This is a genomic window from Rothia sp. P5766 (assembly GCF_048513555.1).
In the GTDB taxonomy this organism is placed as follows: domain Bacteria; phylum Actinomycetota; class Actinomycetes; order Actinomycetales; family Micrococcaceae; genus Rothia.
On sequence record NZ_JBLXXS010000016.1, the window covers coordinates 1 to 18,549 of the forward strand.

An 18,549-nucleotide genomic window follows, 5' to 3' on the forward strand; every position below is an offset into this window, starting at 1 on the left:
GGTAGTGGGCGACTTCCTGCTGTTTTCTCAGGCTGAGGGGTAGGCCGGGCATGCACAGGTTTTTATTTTCATGTTCTAGATCTTGCGCCGGCCCTGGCTCCGCTTGCTTACTCATATTCATATTCTAGTGGTCGCCGGTCAGGGCCAGTGCTCCACCTTTACAGGATTCTCCCTAGCTTTTACCCAGTAATTATCTTCTGATGCCCAGGCTGGCACCTGTTGTGGGCAAGTATCTGCTCAGATTTTCTATTTAGTGTTAGGGGTGAACATAACTTTGGTTCTGGTTTCTATACCTAATTCATTGACAACTTATGGAGGAGATCTCATGCCCTGTTTCTCTAAATTCTGGTCGGTCCCTTTCCCTCCTGCACGTGAAGCAGATGATGTGGAATCTCATCAAAAGCTCACTTTTGAAGGTCGCCCTTTGGACCGGCCGGGAGAGGATATTGAAGACCAGGGGCTTACCTTTGACCTGGGTACTTTACTGAATCGAAGGAAGGCTTTGGGCTTGGCAGGTCTTGGTGTTTCTGCTTTTGTTTTGGCTGCTTGTTCTTCGCAGAAGTCGGCTACGTCCGGTTCTGCGACATCGACTAGTTCTGCTCCTGCACCTTCGGGGAGCACAGGTGTGGATGATACTTATGCCACGGAGATGCCGGGGGAAACGGCTGGCCCTTACCCCGGTGACGGCTCCAACGGCCAGGACGTGCTGGAAGTAACCGGCGTTGAGCGTTCTAACATCACCACCAGCATTGGCTCAACCGAGAAGGTTGCCGGGGTTCCTTTGACCCTGAACCTACAGGTCATTGATATGGCCAACGGCAACAAGCCGATGGCTAATGCGGCTGTTTACGTGTGGCATTGCGATGCCCAGGGTAACTACTCCATGTACTCTGATGGCTACACTGACCAGACCTGGCTACGCGGTGTGCAGGTGACCGATACAGAGGGCAAGGTGACTTTTGAGACTATCGTTCCCGGCTGCTACGCTGGCCGCTGGCCTCATATCCATTTTGAGGTCTTCACCTCCATTGACGATATTGTGGACTCCACCAAGGCTATTCTGACCTCACAGATGGCTATACCCCAGGAGATTTGCGATAAGGTCTACGCGCTGGAAGCCTACTCAGGTTCTGCCGCCAACCTGGCCCAGATTACTTTGGAAACGGACAATGTTTTCTCCGATGGTTGGGATATGCAGCTACTACCTTTGACCGGTTCAACCGATGCCGGTTACACCTCCGATGCCTTGCCTGTGCCGATTGATACCACGACCGCACCTGCGGCTGGTTCTATGCCCGGTGGCGCGGGTGCTCCCCCGGCTGGCAACCCGCCTGCTATGACCGGCGCTAACGGCTAAGTGGGGGTATACGGGCTTGTAAGTAGCCTGTAGTAAGTTTTACAGCGCGGGGCCGCTCCCAGAAGAGGCGGCACCGCGCTTTGTTGTGCTGGCTGTTTTCTATTGCCCTCGGCAACCCCAGCTGCTAGGGTTCGTGGCGCAATCATCTGCAACGAGTCCAGCTTTGACCCGCCACACCCGAATCAGCTGGGGCTGGCTGCTTGCTTGGCCGGTTCCGTCGATAACCTGCCAGGGGCCGCCGGCTACGCTGAATTCGCCCCGGTAGTAGGTGGTGACGCTGTAGTTGAAGTCGCCTGGTTCAGTGTATTTGTGGCTGGTGGGGGTTTCTTGGTCCCAGATGTCTTCGCCTAGTTGGTAGCCGGGGTTGGTGGTGTTCAGGGTTTGCCCGTCGCCGTAGGTGAAGGTGTAGGAGATGGGGATAGCACGCACTTGGACAGGTAGGCCGCCCATTTCGATATCGAAGGTTTGTTCTTGGGGTGTGGCCCAGAAGTTGGTGTTGTAGTTTTTGAGGGTGTGCGGTGCGCGTTCTTGGTGGGCTTCTGAGGGCAGGATGCCGAGGTTTTGGAAGTCTTCGGTGGTGACGATGATTGGTTCTGGGGCGGTGACGGTCTGGCCGTCGGGTAGGGTGTATTCGATGGGGTCCGCGGCTTGTCCGTCTGGTATTTTGGGCAGGCAGAGGTAGGTTTGGCCGAATTTGCCTTGCTGGACGCCAGGAGCGTCGGGTGGGGCCAGCACCAGATTGCGGGAAGCGTCAGGACTGCTACAGGGGACGTGTACGGGAGAAGACTTCGAGGCACCCTCAGCTAAACTCGCGCTAATATTGATATTTTCCTCTGAAGGCTTATATGCTGGCTGAGCTGGCTGATAACTATTACCCTCAATAGTCACGGGACTGTTGCCAGGTGCAGAGTGAATCATTGAGTTGTCGCTGCGGATCTTTATTTTGTCTCTATCGATTGATGAATCAATCCCATAACTATTTGGAGAAACGGAAATTATTGTTGCTGCAATCAGAGCCATAAATATATTAGATTTCTTCATTTATTGCCCCTCAACAAAAGCGACTACATCCATTAACCATTTTCCGCCTTTGTAGGTCGCTTGAAAATAGACGCCCCTGCCCTGGGTATGAGAACCGTCAACTATCGTCCCGGGCTCGTTGAGGTATGGCAACATATCATCAACGTTGAGGTTCCCTCCCCAGGTATATACACCATCTCCTTGCGATACCAACAAGCCTTCGCCTAATACAGCTTCACGCCTACCACCGATCACCCAGCCTCCACGTTTATACAGCTCTTCTGCCCATATATACAGTTCCAAATCAGCCGTATAATCTTTTGAAACTAGGGGCTCAGCATACGAAAAGTCGCCGGTTTGTATTCCATAATTGACCGAATCATTCCAGTAGCCAATGAATTTAAAGAGTCCATCCTCTGACTCAACATTCATGCCCTCCGGCTTCACCGGTTTCGGTACGTTCTGGGCAGGCCCCTGCTCATCAGCTGGTCGATATTCACCTTCCGGTGCCTTAGACCCGCCTGAGTAATGCTCGGCTACGTCACCGGATTCTGCTGGGGTCCCCGTGACGCTGGTTGAAGATACGGCACTGCTGGAAGGTGTAGATGGCTCAGGAATAGATCCAGTTTTCTGCTCCCCACAGCCGGTAAAAGTTAGTGCTGCTAGAGCGACAAGGGCGATGGGTGTTGCGAGAGTTTTGCGGCTTACCATGCTGGTTCTCCTGGGTGACGTGGGGCAATGAACTGTTACACAGTTTCTACCACTGCCGGTGTTCCCATGCAAGCAGTGGGCTACGAGGCTGTGGAAAAACTCTCCTTTGTGTCAGCTTGTTACAGTTTTCAAGAAGCATGTAATAGTTGCAGAGAATCATCTCCCCACGGACATTCGGTTAGCTACGGCGGGAATAGCTCCCAATGTGGCAAAATGTGTCAAAGATAGTTGATCAGGAAAAGATAAGCTGGTGAGCTAAAAATATCTTTTATGTATTTCAACGGGGCACTGGAAAGAAAGAATATGTAGGGAAACAAATTTGAGGCCTACGATGGTAACGCCTCAAAAAAGCAACTATATCTATTGCTCATTTTTTGTCTTTATAAGTAGCTTGAAAGTAGACGCTCTTGCCCCGGGTTTGCGAACCATCAACTATTGTTCCAGGCTCATTAAGGTATGCCTGCATATCTTCTACGTTGAGGTTGCCTCCCCATCCCTAGCCCCCATTACCCTGTTCAGCTAACGAGCCTTCGTTAAGAACTGCTTCACGTCTACCACCGACTACCCAGCCGCCATGAGCATATACTTCTTCTGTCCACACGTATAACTCTAAATCAGCCGTATAGTCCTGAGACACTAAAGGTTCTGCGTATGAAAAGTCACCGGTCTGGATCCCATAATTCACGCAGTCATTCCAATACAGAATGAACTTCTCCAAGCCCTCCGCTGTTTCTTCATCTATCCTTATCAAAAGATTTCAAATATAATACTCAACCTGATTTTCTAACAAATCTTTCTGAGATTTAGATTTTACAACTTTTCTACCTTTAAGTTTGAAGATAAAGTTGTGTAGGTCAAAAACAATTTGATCCTCAATAACCGAAAATCCTACAGGAATTGCGCCTCTTATCTTCTGTTCACATAGGGGAAATTCAGGACTAAAACCATAGTCCCAAGAAGATTTTCCTGGATTCGAAGACAGCCACTTTCTATACTTTTTAGAATTTTCAAAAATCACTCTTTTTTTAATCTCAATTTCATTTTCCCTCACCACAGAATTACTTCCGGTAAAATATTCTGAATAGTGCTGGTAAACATTTCTTACAGTTAAATCAGTCTCGATATCAAGGATGCCCTGGCGATTAATCAAAGACCTGCCCAGAAATATGAAAATAAGACTAAGAATGAGGAGAGCTACCGCAAGTAAAAACGAGCCAACTACCGTTTCCACCATCAAGCCACCCCCGTTCATAAATTGCCATAATAAATAAATAACGATAAAAAATAAAAGAATTACAGATGAGACCACCAGAACAACCCCTAATATTGCCAATATAATTCCATACCATCTACCAAACTTATCAATCTTTGTTCCATGTATAGTGTTTAAGTCGGGAAACGAGGAATTATCTGTAACTTTTTCAGGAATTCTAAGTAGCTTTTTTCTGGCAGACTCATCCTGTATCCCCAACCCACCCAACTTTGACTCTAAAATTGACCTATGAATCGCTTTTTTATATTCACCCCGAAAGCCTATCACATCAATATTTTTCAAAATATCATCAGAATTATGGTTTATGATTATCTGTTGAATCTTTTCAAGACGCAAAAGTTCAGGTGGAAGTCCCTTATTTTGGTTCCTAATTGTTTTTGACACATTGCGTGAAGCAATAATTGCAGAGAATATTGCGGCAGCTGATCCTAATAGGGTGGTAAGAAGAACTCTTGACGTTTCTGGGGCGAAAAACCAATCAAACATTATTTATCCCGTTAGTAGATAGATAGAGTAAAAGTTAGGCAAGACCACAATGGAGGCCGTACCTATCATGATAAGGCCCCCACTGTTGTTTTGCTTATATTTAGTACTTAATCAGCGCCGGATTAGAAGTATCTCCCCTACTCTGCAGAAATTTCCCTAGGATCCTCATTCACTCGGCCCTCGATGTGCTCCACAATCCTGCGGACAGCTTCATCAACGGGTACACCATTTTCTTGGGAGCCGTCGCGGAAGCGGAAGGAGACTGCGCCGTTCTCGGCGTCCTCTCCCCCTGCAATCAGAATGAAGGGAGCCTTCTGCTTAGAGGCCGTGCGGATCTTCTTGGGGAACCGGTCGGTACCGTAATCCACCTCAACACGCACACCGGCGGCCTGTAGTTTAGCGGCAACCTGGCCCATGTAATCGTTGAAAGCCTCAGCAACCGGCACACCAATGACCTGAACAGGGGCCAACCAGGCCGGGAACGCACCGGCATACTGCTCAATGAGTACACCCAAGAAACGCTCAAAAGCACCAAACTTTGCACAGTGAATCATGACAGGCTCCTGGCGGGTACCGTCCGATGCCTGGTATTCCAGCCCAAAACGCTTGGGCTGGTTGAAGTCGTACTGTACGGTAGACATCTGCCAGGTACGGCCAATGGCGTCCTTAGCCTGAACAGAAATCTTAGGCCCGTAGAAGGCGGCACCACCGGGGTCAGCGACCAGTTCCAGGCCGGTTTCGGTAGCAACCTGTTCCAGTACAGCGGTGGCTTCTTCCCACTGCTCATCGGTGCCGATGAACTTGTCCTTCTTATCGCCCTCGGTGTCGCGGGTGGACAGTTCCAGGTAGAAGTCGGTCATGCCGAAATCTTCCAGCAGGGACAGCATGAACTTGAGCAGGTGGCGGACCTCGTCCGGTGCCTGCTCCTTGGTCACATAGGAGTGGGAGTCGTCCTGGGTAATCATGCGCACGCGGGTCAGGCCCTGGAGCACGCCGGACTTCTCATCGCGGTAGACGGTGCCAAATTCAAAGAGACGCAGAGGTAGCTCACGGTAGGAGCGGCCACGCGAACGGAAAATCTCGTTGTGCATGGGGCAGTTCATAGCCTTAAGGCGGTAGGCCTGGCCCTCGTCCTCCATTGCGGGGAACATGCCGTCTGCGTAGTAGGGCAGGTGGCCGGAGGTGTAGAAGAGGTCTTCCTTAGAGATGTGCGGGGTCTTTACATACTGGAAGCCCTCCTCAATGTGGCGGGTGCGGACGTAGTTTTCCATCTCGCGCAGGATGACACCGCCCTTGGGGTGGAAGACGGGCAGGCCGGGGCCGATAGTCTTGGGGAAGGAGAAGAGGTCCAGTTCTTCGCCCAGGCGACGGTGGTCACGGCGCTCAGCCTCAGCAATGCGGTCCTTGTAGGCCACCAGTTCTTCTTTGGTGGGCCAAGCGGTGCCGTAGATACGCTGGAGCATGGGGTTCTTTTCAGAACCGCGCCAGTAGGCGCCACCGGCACGCATGAGCGCATAACCGTTAGCAATCAGCTTGGTGTTGGGCAGGTGGGGGCCGCGGCAGAGGTCCTTCCAGACGGTCTCACCCTTCTTGTTGACGTTGTCGTAGATGGTGATTTGACCAGCGCCTACCTCAACGGAGGCACCCTCGGCGGCATCGGCACCGGAGCCGGGCCCCTGGGAGAGGGTCAGCAGTTCCAGCTTGTAGGGCTCGTTTGCCATCTCCGCTTCGGCCTCAGCCTGGGTGACCACGCGGCGGCGGAAGGTCTGGCCGCTCTTAATAATCTTCACCATGTTCTTCTCGATCTTCTTCAGATCTTCGGGGGTGAAGGGTTCTTCAACGTCAAAGTCAAAGTAGAAGCCGTCGGTGATGTAGGGGCCAATACCCAGCTTGGCGTCCTTGCGGTATTCCTGCACCGCCTGCGCCATGACGTGTGCGGCTGAGTGGCGGAGCACGTTCAGGCCGTCTTCCTCATGGATACTGACAGGTTCAAGGGTGCAACCGTCGGTCAGTTCAGTGGAGAGGTCTACCAGGGTGCCGTCGATACGGGCAACGACAATCTCGGGGTTCTCGGCGAACAGGTCGGCTGCGGTGGTGCCTGCTTCAACGGTGTGAGCGGCGCCGGCTAGGGTGATGGAAAGGGATGACAAGGAGTCTCCTAAAGGGTAGTGCCCACCCCTACAACGGGTGAGCTAAAGTGTACATCTGCACGGTACGAGGGTACAGAACAGTATCAAGTCTACCCTGCCAGCAGGAAGGGCAGCAGAATACTGGAGACCACAATGACCAGAAAAATGATGCCAAAGACCCAGCTTGCCGGGTGCGCCCAGTTGGGTGAGTAGCCAACACCGATGTGTTTGGGCACCATGAGGCTGGGGTTATCCCGGTTGTAATAGAAAACCCCGTACTTAATGTGGTCACTTTCGTCGGGCAGTTCTAGTTCGGCGGGGTCCACTGCCCCGGCTTGGGCAAGCGCAAGGACGGCCCTATCGAGCGACCGGGTAGCTTTGACACCGGCCAAGCTGACCAGCAGAGTGGCTCCCAAGACCAGCACTAAGAATATCCAGATTTGGGCGGCCTGGAACCAACCGGGCAGAGTAATCAGTGCGGAGAGGTCCAGTAGTCCAATACCGAGCGTCAGCGTAAAAGCAAGTAGACCCAAGGAATGCAAGGTTTTCTGAGCCGCAACCTTGGTGCGGAGTCCCCGATAGTCTGCGGCACTCACGCCCAAAGCATCGCTCAACAGGTCAAGGTTTTGGGGCGGCTTGGCAGAAAGACCAGCCAGCTTGGCCTCACCCGGTTTGGCCTGACCGTTCATCTGGTGGGCCACAAACCATCCGCACAGCCATACCGTGCCGAGGGTAAAGAGGGCGCTGGAAAGAGGCATAAAGACGGCCCACACCGTTTTAGCCGCCCAGCCGTCGGCTTCACCCACCGCATTGAAGTGAACGGGGTAAGGGTCGGGCAGCTGGGGGTAGCGCAGTGCAAGGGCGAGAGCCCACAGGGCTACCAGGAGCAGAGAGGCCACAAACCAGCCGGTTGGCATGCTCAGGGGTGAGCCTTGGCTGACCTTGATGTTAAAGGTCTTTCCGGTTTCTACCCCGGCGTACCAGTTGCCCCGCTCCTTAAGGTCTGCAACCACCGTGCGTGCTTTGGCAATAGCGTAGGCCGTTCCGGCCAGCTGTAGAAAAGGGAGCAGGGTGAGAGCCACCAGCCCGTTCAGCTGGCTAAGAACCGCTAAAAGGCTTGCCCCCAAAATAAGCGGTAGAGATGTGGCTACCGTCCAGAGAGTAAAGACCCGGTTTGCCTGCTTGAGCTCCGGTGTGTGGACGTAGCTCAGGGGGATGTTCACCCCGTAGGGCTTGTTGACCGCTACGAGATTCGGGGTTGTCAGCAGAACGGCCAGCATAAAGAGGCCCGTGATCAGGGTAAGTACGGGCAGCGCTAATGCGTTAGACATGGCTAGCCTCCTGCTGGGATTCGAGCCAGGTCAGTTGCTGGCGCGCGGTGAGAAGAATGGCTTCGGTGTCTCTGCCTTGGGCGCGCCCTAAGGCCAACAGCTGCAGGAGGGCTTCTTCCCAACTACTACTGTCCAGGTCTGTAGCCGTATGGTGCGGGTCGGCGGCGACGGTTGTTTTCCCTCGGTTGTGGCTAACAACCAGGCCTTCTGCCTTAAGCAGGTCGTAGGCTTTGAGCACCGTGGCGGGGTTAATGCTGAGTTCCTGGGCCACGGCTCGCACGGAAAGAAGCTGGTCGCCGTAGGCCAGCTGGCCGGTAGCAATTGCCTGGACCACCGCATCGTGTATCTGCTGGTAGACCGGTAGCGGCGAATTATCCCTAATGGTGATGTTCATGGTCTCCCCCCTATCTGTATTAGTTTTAATAATACAGATGGGGGGGGTGGGGCACAAGACCTCCGCGCAGAAATTGCGGGGCAAGCGAAACTTAGGAAAGTGCCTTGTACCCCAGTTCAAAGAAGTCATATTCAAGCTGAAGAGCCTTTCTCCACAGCGGCAGCAGGGTCTGAACCTGCTCACCATCAAGAAGTTGGCGCTCCAGCTCCCCTGCCAAGAAGTTCACCCACTCCTTGAAAGAATTGCCACGGTGCAGATCAATCCACCCCCGGTACAGGTCATTCTCTGGAAGCTCCCTCTGCAGAGAGCCCCAGTCCAGGTAGAGCCCTTCAGCGATAACCAACATGACCAGGAGCTCCGCGTAGCTACCCTCCCGGCCCACTGAGTACATCAGCTCTTGAAACTGCCTGGTTGTTGCATCCAGTTCAGGCTGCGAATAGTCCGCTTCGGGCACTCCGAAATCCCCAAAGGCCTTCAGGAAGTATGAGTCTTCATCGCTAGCCAGAAAGCCTAGTTGTTGTGAGAAGCGGATCTTTGCTTTCATGCTGTCAGCCCGGGCAACGCAAGAGCCCAACATGCAGATGAAAGCCTCGAAGAATTGGTAATCCTGAATCAGGTAGCGGCAAAAGACTTTTGGGTCCAAGGTGTCATTGAAGAGTTCATCAACGAACCTGTGCTGGATAGAGGCCTGCCACAGCTCCTGAGTCTCGGTGAGGAATTGTGAAAGGCGGGGGCCTACCTCAAAGGTGTGTTGGTTCTGAGCCATGAATCTGCACTTTCTCTGGGAGACATGGTTGCACCAACAATTATGCTGTTTTTAGACAGCCTCTGGGAGATTTTGTGAAGCTTTAGCTCGTGATTTCTTAAAGGTGACGTCCAGACCGTCCACAGCTTTCAGGCGCTTGCGCATGACCTTAATGGCCTCGGGGTTCTGGTCAATCATCAAGAATTTACGGCCCAGCTCCGCACAGGCGTGCCCGGTTGTACCGGAGCCACCAAAGAAGTCCAGCACCCAGTCACCCTCGGCACTCGATGCCTGTACTATACGGCGCAGAATACCCAGGGGTTTTTGGGTGGCATAGCCAGTTTTTTCTCTACCGCTGGGTGAGACAATAGTGTGCCACCAAACGTCAGTGGGCAGTTTGCCAATCGCGGCTTTCTCTGCGGTAACCAGCCCGGGCGCCATGTAGGGCTCCCTATCAACAGCCAATGAATTAAAGTAGTAATTTTGGGGGTCTTTGACGTAGACCAGAATGTTGTCGTGCTTGGCGGGCCATTTTTTCTTTGACTTAGCACCGTAGTCATAAGCCCAGATAATCTCGTTCAAAAAGCATTCACGGCCAAAGAGCGCATCGAGTACCACCTTGGCGTAGTGCACCTCGCGGTAGTCCAGGTGCAGGTAGAGCGTGCCGCTGGGTTTGAGTAGTCGCCAGGCCTGCATGAGCCGGGGCTCTAGAAACTCCCAGTAGTTCTCAAATGAGTCTGAATAGCCGTAGATATCGCCCTTAATAGTCTCGTAAGTCTGGCCTTTATAGCCGACCCGGGTTCCGCTCTCAGCACGCACGGTTTTGATGCTCTGCCGCTTCTGGGTTTTACCCGTATTAAAGGGCGGGTCGATGTAGATGAGTTGGAAACTCTCTTCGGGCAGGTTTTTGAGCACGGCAAGATTATCGCCGTGAACCACCATGCTGGAACTATCTACTGACCACAAAGAACGTTTTGACACAAGCTATAGGATACCCCACGAGCTTCCCTACCCTTAGGGTATCCCCGCCACCGGGACCCAGCCAGTCTTCCTGATGAGCGATTTAAAGCCCTTGACTTATAAAAATTTCTTTATATAAAATATTTCTTATGGATACCGCTGAAGAATACCCACTAGAGACCTACCAGCCCTCAGTGGCGCTCTTCTCGGCTCTAGCTCACCCCTTGCGGCTAGCTATGTGCCACCACATTATGGACCAACCCCATACGGTCAGTGAGATTCATAACTGCCTAGGGGTTTCCCAGCCCCTGGCCAGCCACCACCTCAAGCTCCTCAAAGAGGCCCAGGTTATTACTAGCTGGCAAGAGGGCCGCAAAACCTTCTACCAGCTAGCTGATCAACATATCAAACACATCATTCAAGATGTCCAACAACATACAAAGGAACAAAGATGAGCACCCTTAGCCACCGCGAATCAGAAGCCCACGCCCACACCCACGGCCCAGACTGCGGCCACCAGGCTATCATCCACCTGGACCATGTAGATTACCTGCACGATGGTCACGCCCACCGTGAGCACGAGGGCCACTACGATGAATGCAGCACCTGCCAATGCCAGGACTGCTCAGACATCTGCGCCACCTGCGAATGCAGTAACTGCGACTGCCCCACCTGCAACCACCAGAGTTGCCAGTGCGCAGAGTGCAGTGACAGTTGCGCCAACTGCCTCTGCGATAACTGCAGCTGCTCCACCTGCCAGCACGCAGCCTAAAAAGCAAGCAGTCTACGGACCATAGAGCACCTACAGAGAACGCCACAGGCGGCCCCCCGGGAGCCGCAGGATAAAATTATCCTGCGGCTCCCGGTTTACTGAGGATAAGTAGGCAATACCCCCTCAAGACGGTATTCTATAAATCACAAGTACAAAACTTGACATCCCCTGAGGAGGAGAGAAGAAGATGAGCGGAACAATTACCCTGGTATCGCAGACCTCTAAGTCACATAAGCCTCTAACGGTAAACACTCGATGGGCGCAGCCACAGGATGCTCAGGATTTGGCTCGTTTGTACTTTGCCTCCTATGACGAGAACCGCTTTGGTTCCCAGTCAGAAGCTGAGCAAGAAATATCGAGCATCCTGCGCGGTGAGCACGGGGACTTCTATGCTGAAGCCTCCCCCGTCATCCTAGATGACCACGGCAGGATCATCGCCGCTGCGCTCTGCCTCAAAAACCGCATCGTGACCGAGCCCAAAAATATACCGACCATCTACGAGCTGTTCACTGCGGCCTCACGCCGCCGTGAGGGCCTGGCTGAGCAGCTGATTCGCCGGAGCCTGGATCAGATGTTTGCAGACGGCTACCAGCAGGTATCGGTATGTATTAGCGATAATAACGCTGCCGCGCTAGCTCTCTACCTGACCCTGGACTTTAACCGCTGGTTCCCTGAGCCCGAGGATATTATCTAGGCCTCCCGCAGCCTGCCTTTACAGTCCGGTCAGTAGGTCCTCAACTGGCTCGATCAGGTAGCTGGCCTTATTGTGCACGTTACCTACGTCCTTACTGACCGGGTGCAGGGTCCAGGCAGAGAGCTGGGCGAAGGCTTCTTGGCGAATTGAGTCTAGCTCGGCTTCCGCGGCCTGTCGATACTGCGCTTTGAGGGCAGAGGTTGAGGGTGCTTGCCCGCCAGCGGGCCGACCTGCCTGCAACCAGCGGGTGAGACTGTCACTGGGGCTGATAGCTTTATCATCGGCGACAGAGAGAGGCACCGGTAGCCGGCTGTGTAGCTTCCCCAGTTCCTCTTCCATGGGGCTGGCACAGGCGGGGTTCCCTCCCACATCAGCCACAATTCCGGTGTCAAACTCACCATTGCCTGGTGAATCCATGGTGATAATGGAGCAGGACAGCAACCAGCTCTTGGCTCGACCCTCAAATACTTGACCGGGACCGGCAAAGTCTTCAGGAATCCGCCACCAGGAATACAGCCCCGCACAATAAATGGGTCTGCGGTCAGAACGGTGCACAAAGTAGGGTGTCTTGGCCTGTTTACCGCCAGCAGTGATCTCGGTCTTCCATTCGTAGTAGCCGCTCATAGGGATTGCACAGTGCCCGGCTACAGCGGCATCACGGAAGGTGGGCTTAGTAAAAATAGTCTCGCTCCGGGCGTTAAAGGCACGGGAAGACTGCGCCGGGTCTTGAGCCCAGGCAGGTAGCAAACCCCAACGGGCACTGTGCAGTTCGCGCACAAAGCTACCGTTCTCAAGCCTATCGACCAGAATAGGCACGGAGGCTGTGGGTGCAACGTTGTAATTAAGGACGGGTTCAGCTAGCTCAACACCGGCCACATACTGGGGATGTTCCATAGCAAGCTCTAGGGCGTAGCGGCCACACATGAGACCCCCCCCTTTTCGTAGGCCTCAAGGACGGCATCTTCGACATCATCAACGGTCACTAAAGGCTCAATGTCCTGGACTGCACCGACTGTTGCAGGGTCTAACGGTAGCTCTAAAGCCTGATAAACATCGCGAGTGACCGCGCGCAGGGGTGCTGAATCTTGCACTACTATCCCCGCTGAAAACCACCAGGCACCAGCGACAACCCGCTGAGCTGTTCCAACCAGTTTAACCTTCTTACCGTTGGCCAGCTGACCCCAGACCGAATACTCACCGGGGCAGTACTCCCCCGCTATCTCTCCCAGGCCAGCCTCTACCCCCAGTGTTTCGAGCGCCTGAGCGAGTAAGTCCCCAAACTGCCGGTAGCGCAGGTGGTTGCCACTGACAGCATCCGGGTCGTGCTGAAAATGGTCAATGACCAGGCACCCCCGGTGGTAAGCGGCAGCTCGTCCGCCCACCCGCCGAACAAGGGGTTCAAAACCGTGTGCTTGCGCTAGCTGCGCTGCCTCTTCAAAGCCAGGATTGAGCTGATCCCTACGTCCAAAGGCAAGAGCAGCCGCAGGGCGGTAAAGCCTGATATGTGATTCTTCCTCCCCCCTGCCCACAGCCCTGACGGTTTCTAAAGCACGCTCAATCGTGTTGGCCATCCTCGACCCCTCTCGGCCAGGCCGCCGAATCTCTACCATTAGCTCACCGAAATTTCATTAAGACTGGTCGAGACGAACTCCCACCAGGCCGGGCGCAGACCGGCCTTCAGGGCTACCTGCTGGCTCAGGATATGTGAGGGGCTTGTACCGTAGAAAGGAACGAATCCTTCCAGCAGAATAGCAACTGCAAGTTCACGCACCAGATAAGAAGCCAGCCCCCTACCCCGGTACTCGGGGAGCACATCAATCCCAATTTGCCGGCACCAGTTGGAGTCTTCGCTAGCCCCTGAAAGAGCAACCACTTCGCCCCCGGCAAGGGCCCCCAATACCTGGACATCCGGGCGGAGCTCCTTGAAACCCAGGGCATTTTCGAAGCGGCTATCGCCCCGGAATTTCTCGAATTCTTCCGGCTCAAGCCACCGGTACTCAAAGCCTGCGGGGGCAGACCGTTGTAGGTTCTGCTCCTGCCAAAAATCTTTGCCGGGGGTATAGAAGAGCGAGGTACCGCTTAGCTGTAGCGCATAGGGGGTCAGGTAATCGTTGAGTTTGCGCAGTTCGGAGTAGTCCCCCACCCAGTTGCCGTTGTCCCCTGCTAGTAGGTTATCGGCGGCCTCGCGGACTCGCGGGTGCTGGGCGCAAATCACCGTCAGCCCTCGAAAGTTTATCAGCCTCAGCTCCCAGTGGTCACGGTAGCGGCGACGGGCCGGGTGCATTTGGTCCAGCGGTAGTCGAGGCGCAGAAAGCTGGGTAGAACCGTGCTGACGAGCTATGGCAATGGCCTGTTCAGGTAGGCACAAATCTACCGACAGTTGGGCGGCCAAAATTTCTTCTACAGCTACATAGCTGGTGATGGCGGCAGGCATAGCTCTCTTTCTCTGGCTATCTGGCTCGTCTCCTGGGGCGCGGGCAGCTACTGGTGAACGCACCTGTCATGCCTCTCCCCCGCTTGTGTGCGGTGGAGAGGCAGCTTTCTTCAGGTTAAACGTTGGGGCTTAGCTTAGAAGTCCCAATCCTCGTCCTCTGTGTTAACGGCCTTGCCGATCACGTAGGATGAGCCGGAGCCAGAGAAGAAGTCGTGGTTCTCATCAGCGTTGGGTGACAGGGCTGCCAGGATTGCCGGTGACACGTTAGTGACGGTTGCCGGGAACATAGCCTCGTAGCCTAGGTTCATGAGTGCCTTGTTGGCATTGTAATGCAGAAACTTCTTAACGTCCTCGCTCAGGCCAACCCCGTCGTAGAGTGAGTGGGTGTAGGCCACTTCGTTCTCGTAGAGTTCGTAGAGCAGGTCGAAGGTGTATTCCTTAAGTTCTGCCTGGCGCTCGGGGGTTTCCTTTTCAAGGGCGCGCTGGAACTTGTAGCCAATGTAATAACCGTGCACGGCTTCGTCCCTGATAATCAGGCGGATCAGGTCTGCGGTGTTGGTGAGCTTGGCACGAGAGGACCAGTACATGGGCAGGTAGAAGCCGGAGTAGAAGAGGAAGGATTCCAGCAAGGTTGAAGCTACCTTCTTCTTAAGGGGATCGCTGCCCTGGTAGTAGTCCATGACGATGCGGGCCTTCTTCTGCAGGTGCTCGTTCTCGGTGGACCAGCGGAAGACCTCATCGATTTCCTTGGTGGAGCAGAGCGTGGAGAAGATGGATGAGTAGCTCTTGGCGTGTACGGACTCCATGAAAGCGATGTTGGTGTACACGGCTTCTTCGTGGGCAGTTACGGCATCTGGCAGCAAGGAGACAGCGCCAACGGTTCCCTGGATGGTGTCCAGCAGGGTCAGGCCGGTGAAGACGCGCATGGTGAGCTGCTTTTCTTCCTCGGTGAGGGTCTTCCAGGACTGGACGTCGTTGGAGAGCGGCACCTTTTCTGGTAGCCAGAAGTTGGCGGTCAGGCGGTCCCAGACCTCTAGGTCTTTTTCATCTTCGATACGGTTCCAGTTGATTGCTTCAACGTGATGGACCAGTTCGACCTTCTCACTCATGGTGATGGGTTCTCCTCGCGTGGGGGTGGTATGTGTGCCGGTGAGGGCACTTTTGTTTCTATTCTGTCACCCTACCGGGTAAAAAGCATGGTGACCTTGAGGCGGGTTTGGGGGTGCTCCCCCGCCGGGCTCGAAAAAGCTTGCTGGGCTTCATAGTCCAGCCCAGCAAGCTTCAAGCCTTTAGAGCATGCAGGACACGCAGCCTTCGACTTCGGTCCCTTCAAGAGCCATCTGGCGGATACGCGAGTAGTAGATGGTCTTAATGCCCTTTCGCCAGGCATAAATCTGGGCCTTGTTGACGTCGCGGGTAGTTGCGGTGTCCTTGAAGAAGAGGGTCAACGACAGGCCCTGATCTACGTGCTGGGTGGCAACAGCGTAGGTGTCGATGATCTTCTCGTACCCGATTTCGTAGGAGTCCTGGTAGTAGTCCAGGTTCTCGTTGTTCATGTAGGGCGCGGGGTAGTAGACACGGCCCAGTTTGCCTTCCTTGCGGATCTCAATCTTGGAGGCAATCGGGTGAATCGATGAGGTTGACCCGTTAATGTAGGAGATTGAGCCGGTGGGCGGAACGGCCTGCAGGTTCTGGTTGTACATACCGTACTCGGCGACGTTGGCAGCCAGCTGCTTCCAGTCATCAGCGGTGGGTACAGAGTGTCCTGTAAAGAGTTCACGGGCTCGTTCGGTCTCAAAGTCCCAGGTTCCGTTGATGTACTTCTCAAAGTACTCGCCGCTGGCGTACTTGGACTTGTCGAACCCCGCAAAGGTTTCCTTGCGTTCACGGGCGATTTCCATAGAGGCGCGGATTGCGTGGTAGGTGACGGTGTAGAAGTACATGTTGGTGAAATCAAGTGCTTCTTCGGAACCGTAGTAGATATGCTCGCGGGCCAAGTAGCCGTGCAGGTTCATCTGTCCCAGGCCAACGGCGTGGCTCATGGAGTTACCGCGTTCGATGGAAGGTACGGAGCGAATATCAGACTGGTCTGAGACTGCTGTGAGCGCGCGAATTGCGGTTCCCACGGTCTGGCCCAGATCACCACCGTCCATTGCCAGGGCAATGTTGAGTGAACCCAGGTTGCAAGAGATGTCCTTGCCAACGGTTGCGTAACCCAGGTCGGGGTTGTAAACCGAGGGCTCGGAAACCTGCAGGATCTCGGAGCAGAGGTTGGACATAATGATTTTGCCGTCGATGGGGTTGGCCTTGTTGACGGTGTCCTCAAACATGACGTAGGGGTAGCCGGACTCGAACTGGATTTCTGCCAGGGTCTGGAAGAATTCGCGGGCCTTGATTTTAGTCTTCTTGATGCGAGCATCATCGACCATTTCGTAGTACTTCTCAGAGACGTTGATATCTGAGAAAGGTAGGCCGTAGATACGCTCAACATCGTAGGGCGAGAAGAGGTACATGTCCTCGTTCTTCTTAGCCAGTTCGAAGGTGATATCGGGGATGACTACGCCCAGGGACAGGGTCTTAATACGGATCTTTTCGTCAGCGTTTTCGCGTTTGGTGTCCAGGAAGGAGTAGATATCTGGGTGGTGGGCGTGCAGGTAGACTGCACCTGCACCCTGACGGGCACCTAGCTGGTTGGCGTAGGAGAAGGAGTCTTCCAGGAGCTTCATCACGGGGATAACACCCGAGGACTGGTTCTCAATCTTCTTGATGGGTGCGCCGGCTTCACGCAGGTTGGTGAGCGCAAAAGCCACACCGCCGCCGCGCTTGGAGAGCTGCAGGGCCGAGTTGATGGAGCGTCCGATGGACTCCATGTTGTCTTCGATGCGCAGCAAGAAGCAAGAAACCAGTTCGCCACGCTGCTTCTTACCGGCGTTCAGGAAGGTGGGGGTCGCCGGCTGGAAACGACCTGCGATGACCTCTTCAACAATCTTGGTGGCAAGAGCCTGATCGCCCTCTGCTAGCAGCAGGGCTACCATGACCACGCGGTCTTCGAAGCGTTCCAGGTAGCGCTGACCGTCAAAAGTTTTGAGCGCGTAGGAGGTGTAGAACTTGAAGGCCCCCAGGAAGGTGGGGAAGCGGAACTTCTTGGAGTAGGCCAGTTTAGAAAGCTCTTTGACGAACTCGAAGGGGTACTTTTCGAAGATCTCTGGCTCGTAGTACTGGTGCTTGATGAGGTAGTCAATCTTTTCTTCTAGGTCGTGGAAGAAAACAGTGTTGTTGTTGACGTGCTGCAAGAAGTACTGGCGGGCTGCTTGCCGGTCAGCCTCGAACTGAATCTGGCCCTTCTCATCGTATAGATTTAGCAGGGCGTTGAGCTCGTGGTACCCCATGCCCTGGTATTTTTCGGGGGTGCTTGGGTCCTCGTGGCCTGGTTCTAGGCTGAGACCGGGTACAGGGAGTTTTGAGTCCAAAATTCTTCTAGTCCTTTTCGTACGGTGTCTACGTCTTCTTGGGTGCCCATCAATTCAAATTTGAAGAGCACCGGTACCTGACATTTAGCGGCGACTTTGTCTGCTGCTACGCAGTAAAGGTCACCAAAGTTTGTGTTCCCGGCTCCAATGACTCCTTGTAGGAAACGGCGGTTTTCTGGGATGTTGAGGAACTTCAGCACCTGAGGTGGGATAGATCCGGCCCCTCCTGGACGCCCGTAGCTTGGTAGACAGAGGACGTAGGGGTGGTCTACTAGGGGTGGCTCGTCCTTGGTTTTCAGGGGGAGCCTGACACTGTTTATCCCGGTTTTCTGGATGAACTTGTGTGTGTTTTCAGAAACTGATGAGAAGTAAACGATAGTGGGTTGGCTCGTGATCTGTTCTGGTGTGTACTGGGGTTTTTCCATGAGCGCAGTCGCCTGGCCTGAGGTTGTAGTTACTGGGTTCTTGCCTGCTCTTATACGGAGGCAGTTCAAGGGGCCCTTGCTGGCTGTACAGTCCTCTAGAGCCCCAGAAGATTTTTAAGCGGCGAGTTCGGCTAGAGAGTTAATGCGGTCGGGCTGGAAACCTGACCAGTGGTTTTCGCCGGCGATCACAACGGGTGCCTGCAGGTAACCCATGCCCTTGATAAGTTCTAGCGCTGCGGGGTCCTCGGTGATATCAACGGTGTTGTATTCGACTCCGAGCTTATCGAGTGCGCGGTAGGTCATGTTGCACTGAACGCATGCTGGCTTGGTGTACACCGTTACGGTCAT

General features: G+C 54.1%; 21 protein-coding genes. 4 read left to right on the forward strand and 17 right to left on the reverse strand.

Features of this window, described 5'->3' with window-relative positions; all coding sequences use genetic code 11:
* The first annotated feature begins 325 nt into the window (after positions 1-325).
* Positions 326-1,357 carry an intradiol ring-cleavage dioxygenase gene (locus tag ACN08V_RS08840; RefSeq protein ID WP_419105290.1) on the forward strand — a complete coding sequence of 344 codons (1,032 nt, stop codon included), beginning with the start codon at positions 326-328 and terminating at the stop codon, positions 1,355-1,357.
* Between the two features lie 99 nt (positions 1,358-1,456).
* Here ACN08V_RS08840 and ACN08V_RS08845 read toward each other — a convergent pair whose 3' ends face one another.
* Together ACN08V_RS08845 and ACN08V_RS08850 are read right to left on the reverse strand one after the other, a co-directional pair.
* Positions 1,457-2,398, reverse strand: a complete 942-nt coding sequence (locus ACN08V_RS08845) for a hypothetical protein (protein WP_419105291.1) — start codon at positions 2,396-2,398, stop codon at positions 1,457-1,459.
* Positions 2,399-3,088, reverse strand: a complete 690-nt coding sequence (locus ACN08V_RS08850) for a DUF6318 family protein (protein ID WP_419105292.1) — start codon at positions 3,086-3,088, stop codon at positions 2,399-2,401. It lies immediately after the preceding gene.
* Positions 3,089-3,479: 391 nt separating this feature from the next.
* Here ACN08V_RS08850 and ACN08V_RS08855 point away from each other — a divergent pair, with 391 nt between their 5' ends.
* Complete coding sequence (locus tag ACN08V_RS08855; RefSeq protein ID WP_419105326.1) at positions 3,480-3,611, forward strand: hypothetical protein; 132 nt, start codon at positions 3,480-3,482, stop codon at positions 3,609-3,611.
* On the opposite strand, the gene ACN08V_RS08860 is transcribed toward ACN08V_RS08855, so the two are convergent.
* The 7 genes from ACN08V_RS08860 to ACN08V_RS08890 all read right to left on the reverse strand — a co-directional run bounded on the left by ACN08V_RS08860 (position 3,585) and on the right by ACN08V_RS08890 (position 10,388).
* Positions 3,585-3,773 carry a DUF6318 family protein gene (locus ACN08V_RS08860; protein ID WP_419105324.1) on the reverse strand — a complete coding sequence of 63 codons (189 nt, stop codon included), beginning with the start codon at positions 3,771-3,773 and terminating at the stop codon, positions 3,585-3,587. The two genes, ACN08V_RS08855 and ACN08V_RS08860, sit on opposite strands and share 27 nt — an antisense overlap.
* 72 nt (positions 3,774-3,845) lie before the next feature.
* Complete coding sequence (locus tag ACN08V_RS08865; RefSeq protein WP_419105293.1) at positions 3,846-4,847, reverse strand: hypothetical protein; 1,002 nt, start codon at positions 4,845-4,847, stop codon at positions 3,846-3,848.
* A gap of 137 nt (positions 4,848-4,984) precedes the next feature.
* On the reverse strand, positions 4,985-6,997 hold the full coding sequence (thrS, locus tag ACN08V_RS08870) for a threonine--tRNA ligase (protein ID WP_419105294.1): 2,013 nt from the start codon (positions 6,995-6,997) through the stop codon (positions 4,985-4,987).
* A gap of 89 nt (positions 6,998-7,086) precedes the next feature.
* Positions 7,087-8,307 carry a DUF1648 domain-containing protein gene (locus ACN08V_RS08875; protein ID WP_419105295.1) on the reverse strand — a complete coding sequence of 407 codons (1,221 nt, stop codon included), beginning with the start codon at positions 8,305-8,307 and terminating at the stop codon, positions 7,087-7,089.
* Positions 8,300-8,701, reverse strand: coding sequence for a GntR family transcriptional regulator (locus ACN08V_RS08880; protein WP_419105296.1), 402 nt, complete (start codon positions 8,699-8,701; stop codon positions 8,300-8,302). Before ACN08V_RS08880 ends, ACN08V_RS08875 begins: the two co-directional genes overlap by 8 nt.
* A 91-nt stretch (positions 8,702-8,792) precedes the next feature.
* A complete protein-coding gene (locus ACN08V_RS08885) occupies positions 8,793-9,467 on the reverse strand; it encodes a TenA family protein (RefSeq protein ID WP_419105297.1) in 675 nt (224 codons plus the stop codon).
* 51 nt (positions 9,468-9,518) lie between these two features.
* The gene (locus tag ACN08V_RS08890; RefSeq protein WP_419105325.1) at positions 9,519-10,388 is read right to left on the reverse strand and encodes a DNA-methyltransferase; all 870 of its coding nucleotides are present in this window, start codon (positions 10,386-10,388) and stop codon (positions 9,519-9,521) included.
* 167 nt (positions 10,389-10,555) lie between these two features.
* On the opposite strand from ACN08V_RS08890, the gene ACN08V_RS08895 reads away from it, so the two are divergent.
* The gene (locus ACN08V_RS08895) at positions 10,556-10,861 is read left to right on the forward strand and encodes an ArsR/SmtB family transcription factor (RefSeq protein WP_419105298.1); all 306 of its coding nucleotides are present in this window, start codon (positions 10,556-10,558) and stop codon (positions 10,859-10,861) included.
* Positions 10,862-10,881: 20 nt separating this feature from the next.
* Here ACN08V_RS08895 and ACN08V_RS08900 read toward each other — a convergent pair whose 3' ends face one another.
* A complete protein-coding gene (locus ACN08V_RS08900; RefSeq protein ID WP_419099607.1) occupies positions 10,882-11,019 on the reverse strand; it encodes a hypothetical protein in 138 nt (45 codons plus the stop codon).
* A 346-nt stretch (positions 11,020-11,365) separates the two neighbouring features.
* On the opposite strand from ACN08V_RS08900, the gene ACN08V_RS08905 reads away from it, so the two are divergent.
* On the forward strand, positions 11,366-11,872 hold the full coding sequence (locus tag ACN08V_RS08905; protein WP_419099605.1) for a GNAT family N-acetyltransferase: 507 nt from the start codon (positions 11,366-11,368) through the stop codon (positions 11,870-11,872).
* A gap of 18 nt (positions 11,873-11,890) precedes the next feature.
* Here ACN08V_RS08905 and ACN08V_RS08910 read toward each other — a convergent pair whose 3' ends face one another.
* The 7 genes from ACN08V_RS08910 to nrdH form a co-directional block, all read right to left on the reverse strand.
* Entirely contained in the window at positions 11,891-12,796 is a 906-nt protein-coding gene (locus tag ACN08V_RS08910; protein ID WP_419105299.1) for an SOS response-associated peptidase, read from the reverse strand.
* On the reverse strand, positions 12,775-13,443 hold the full coding sequence (locus tag ACN08V_RS08915; protein ID WP_419105300.1) for a lipoate--protein ligase family protein: 669 nt from the start codon (positions 13,441-13,443) through the stop codon (positions 12,775-12,777). Before ACN08V_RS08915 ends, ACN08V_RS08910 begins: the two co-directional genes overlap by 22 nt.
* A gap of 38 nt (positions 13,444-13,481) precedes the next feature.
* Positions 13,482-14,306 carry a GNAT family N-acetyltransferase gene (locus ACN08V_RS08920; RefSeq protein WP_419105301.1) on the reverse strand — a complete coding sequence of 275 codons (825 nt, stop codon included), beginning with the start codon at positions 14,304-14,306 and terminating at the stop codon, positions 13,482-13,484.
* A 134-nt stretch (positions 14,307-14,440) separates the two neighbouring features.
* Positions 14,441-15,415: a class 1b ribonucleoside-diphosphate reductase subunit beta gene (gene nrdF / locus ACN08V_RS08925; RefSeq protein WP_419099601.1), complete on the reverse strand. Its 975-nt coding sequence runs from the start codon at positions 15,413-15,415 to the stop codon at positions 14,441-14,443.
* Positions 15,416-15,595: 180 nt separating this feature from the next.
* Positions 15,596-17,776, reverse strand: a complete 2,181-nt coding sequence (nrdE, locus tag ACN08V_RS08930) for a class 1b ribonucleoside-diphosphate reductase subunit alpha (protein ID WP_419099600.1) — start codon at positions 17,774-17,776, stop codon at positions 15,596-15,598.
* Entirely contained in the window at positions 17,740-18,201 is a 462-nt protein-coding gene (gene nrdI, locus ACN08V_RS08935; protein WP_419099599.1) for a class Ib ribonucleoside-diphosphate reductase assembly flavoprotein NrdI, read from the reverse strand. The genes nrdE and nrdI overlap by 37 nt, the downstream gene beginning before the upstream one ends.
* Before the next feature lie 114 nt (positions 18,202-18,315).
* Complete coding sequence (gene nrdH, locus ACN08V_RS08940; protein ID WP_419099598.1) at positions 18,316-18,549, reverse strand: glutaredoxin-like protein NrdH; 234 nt, start codon at positions 18,547-18,549, stop codon at positions 18,316-18,318.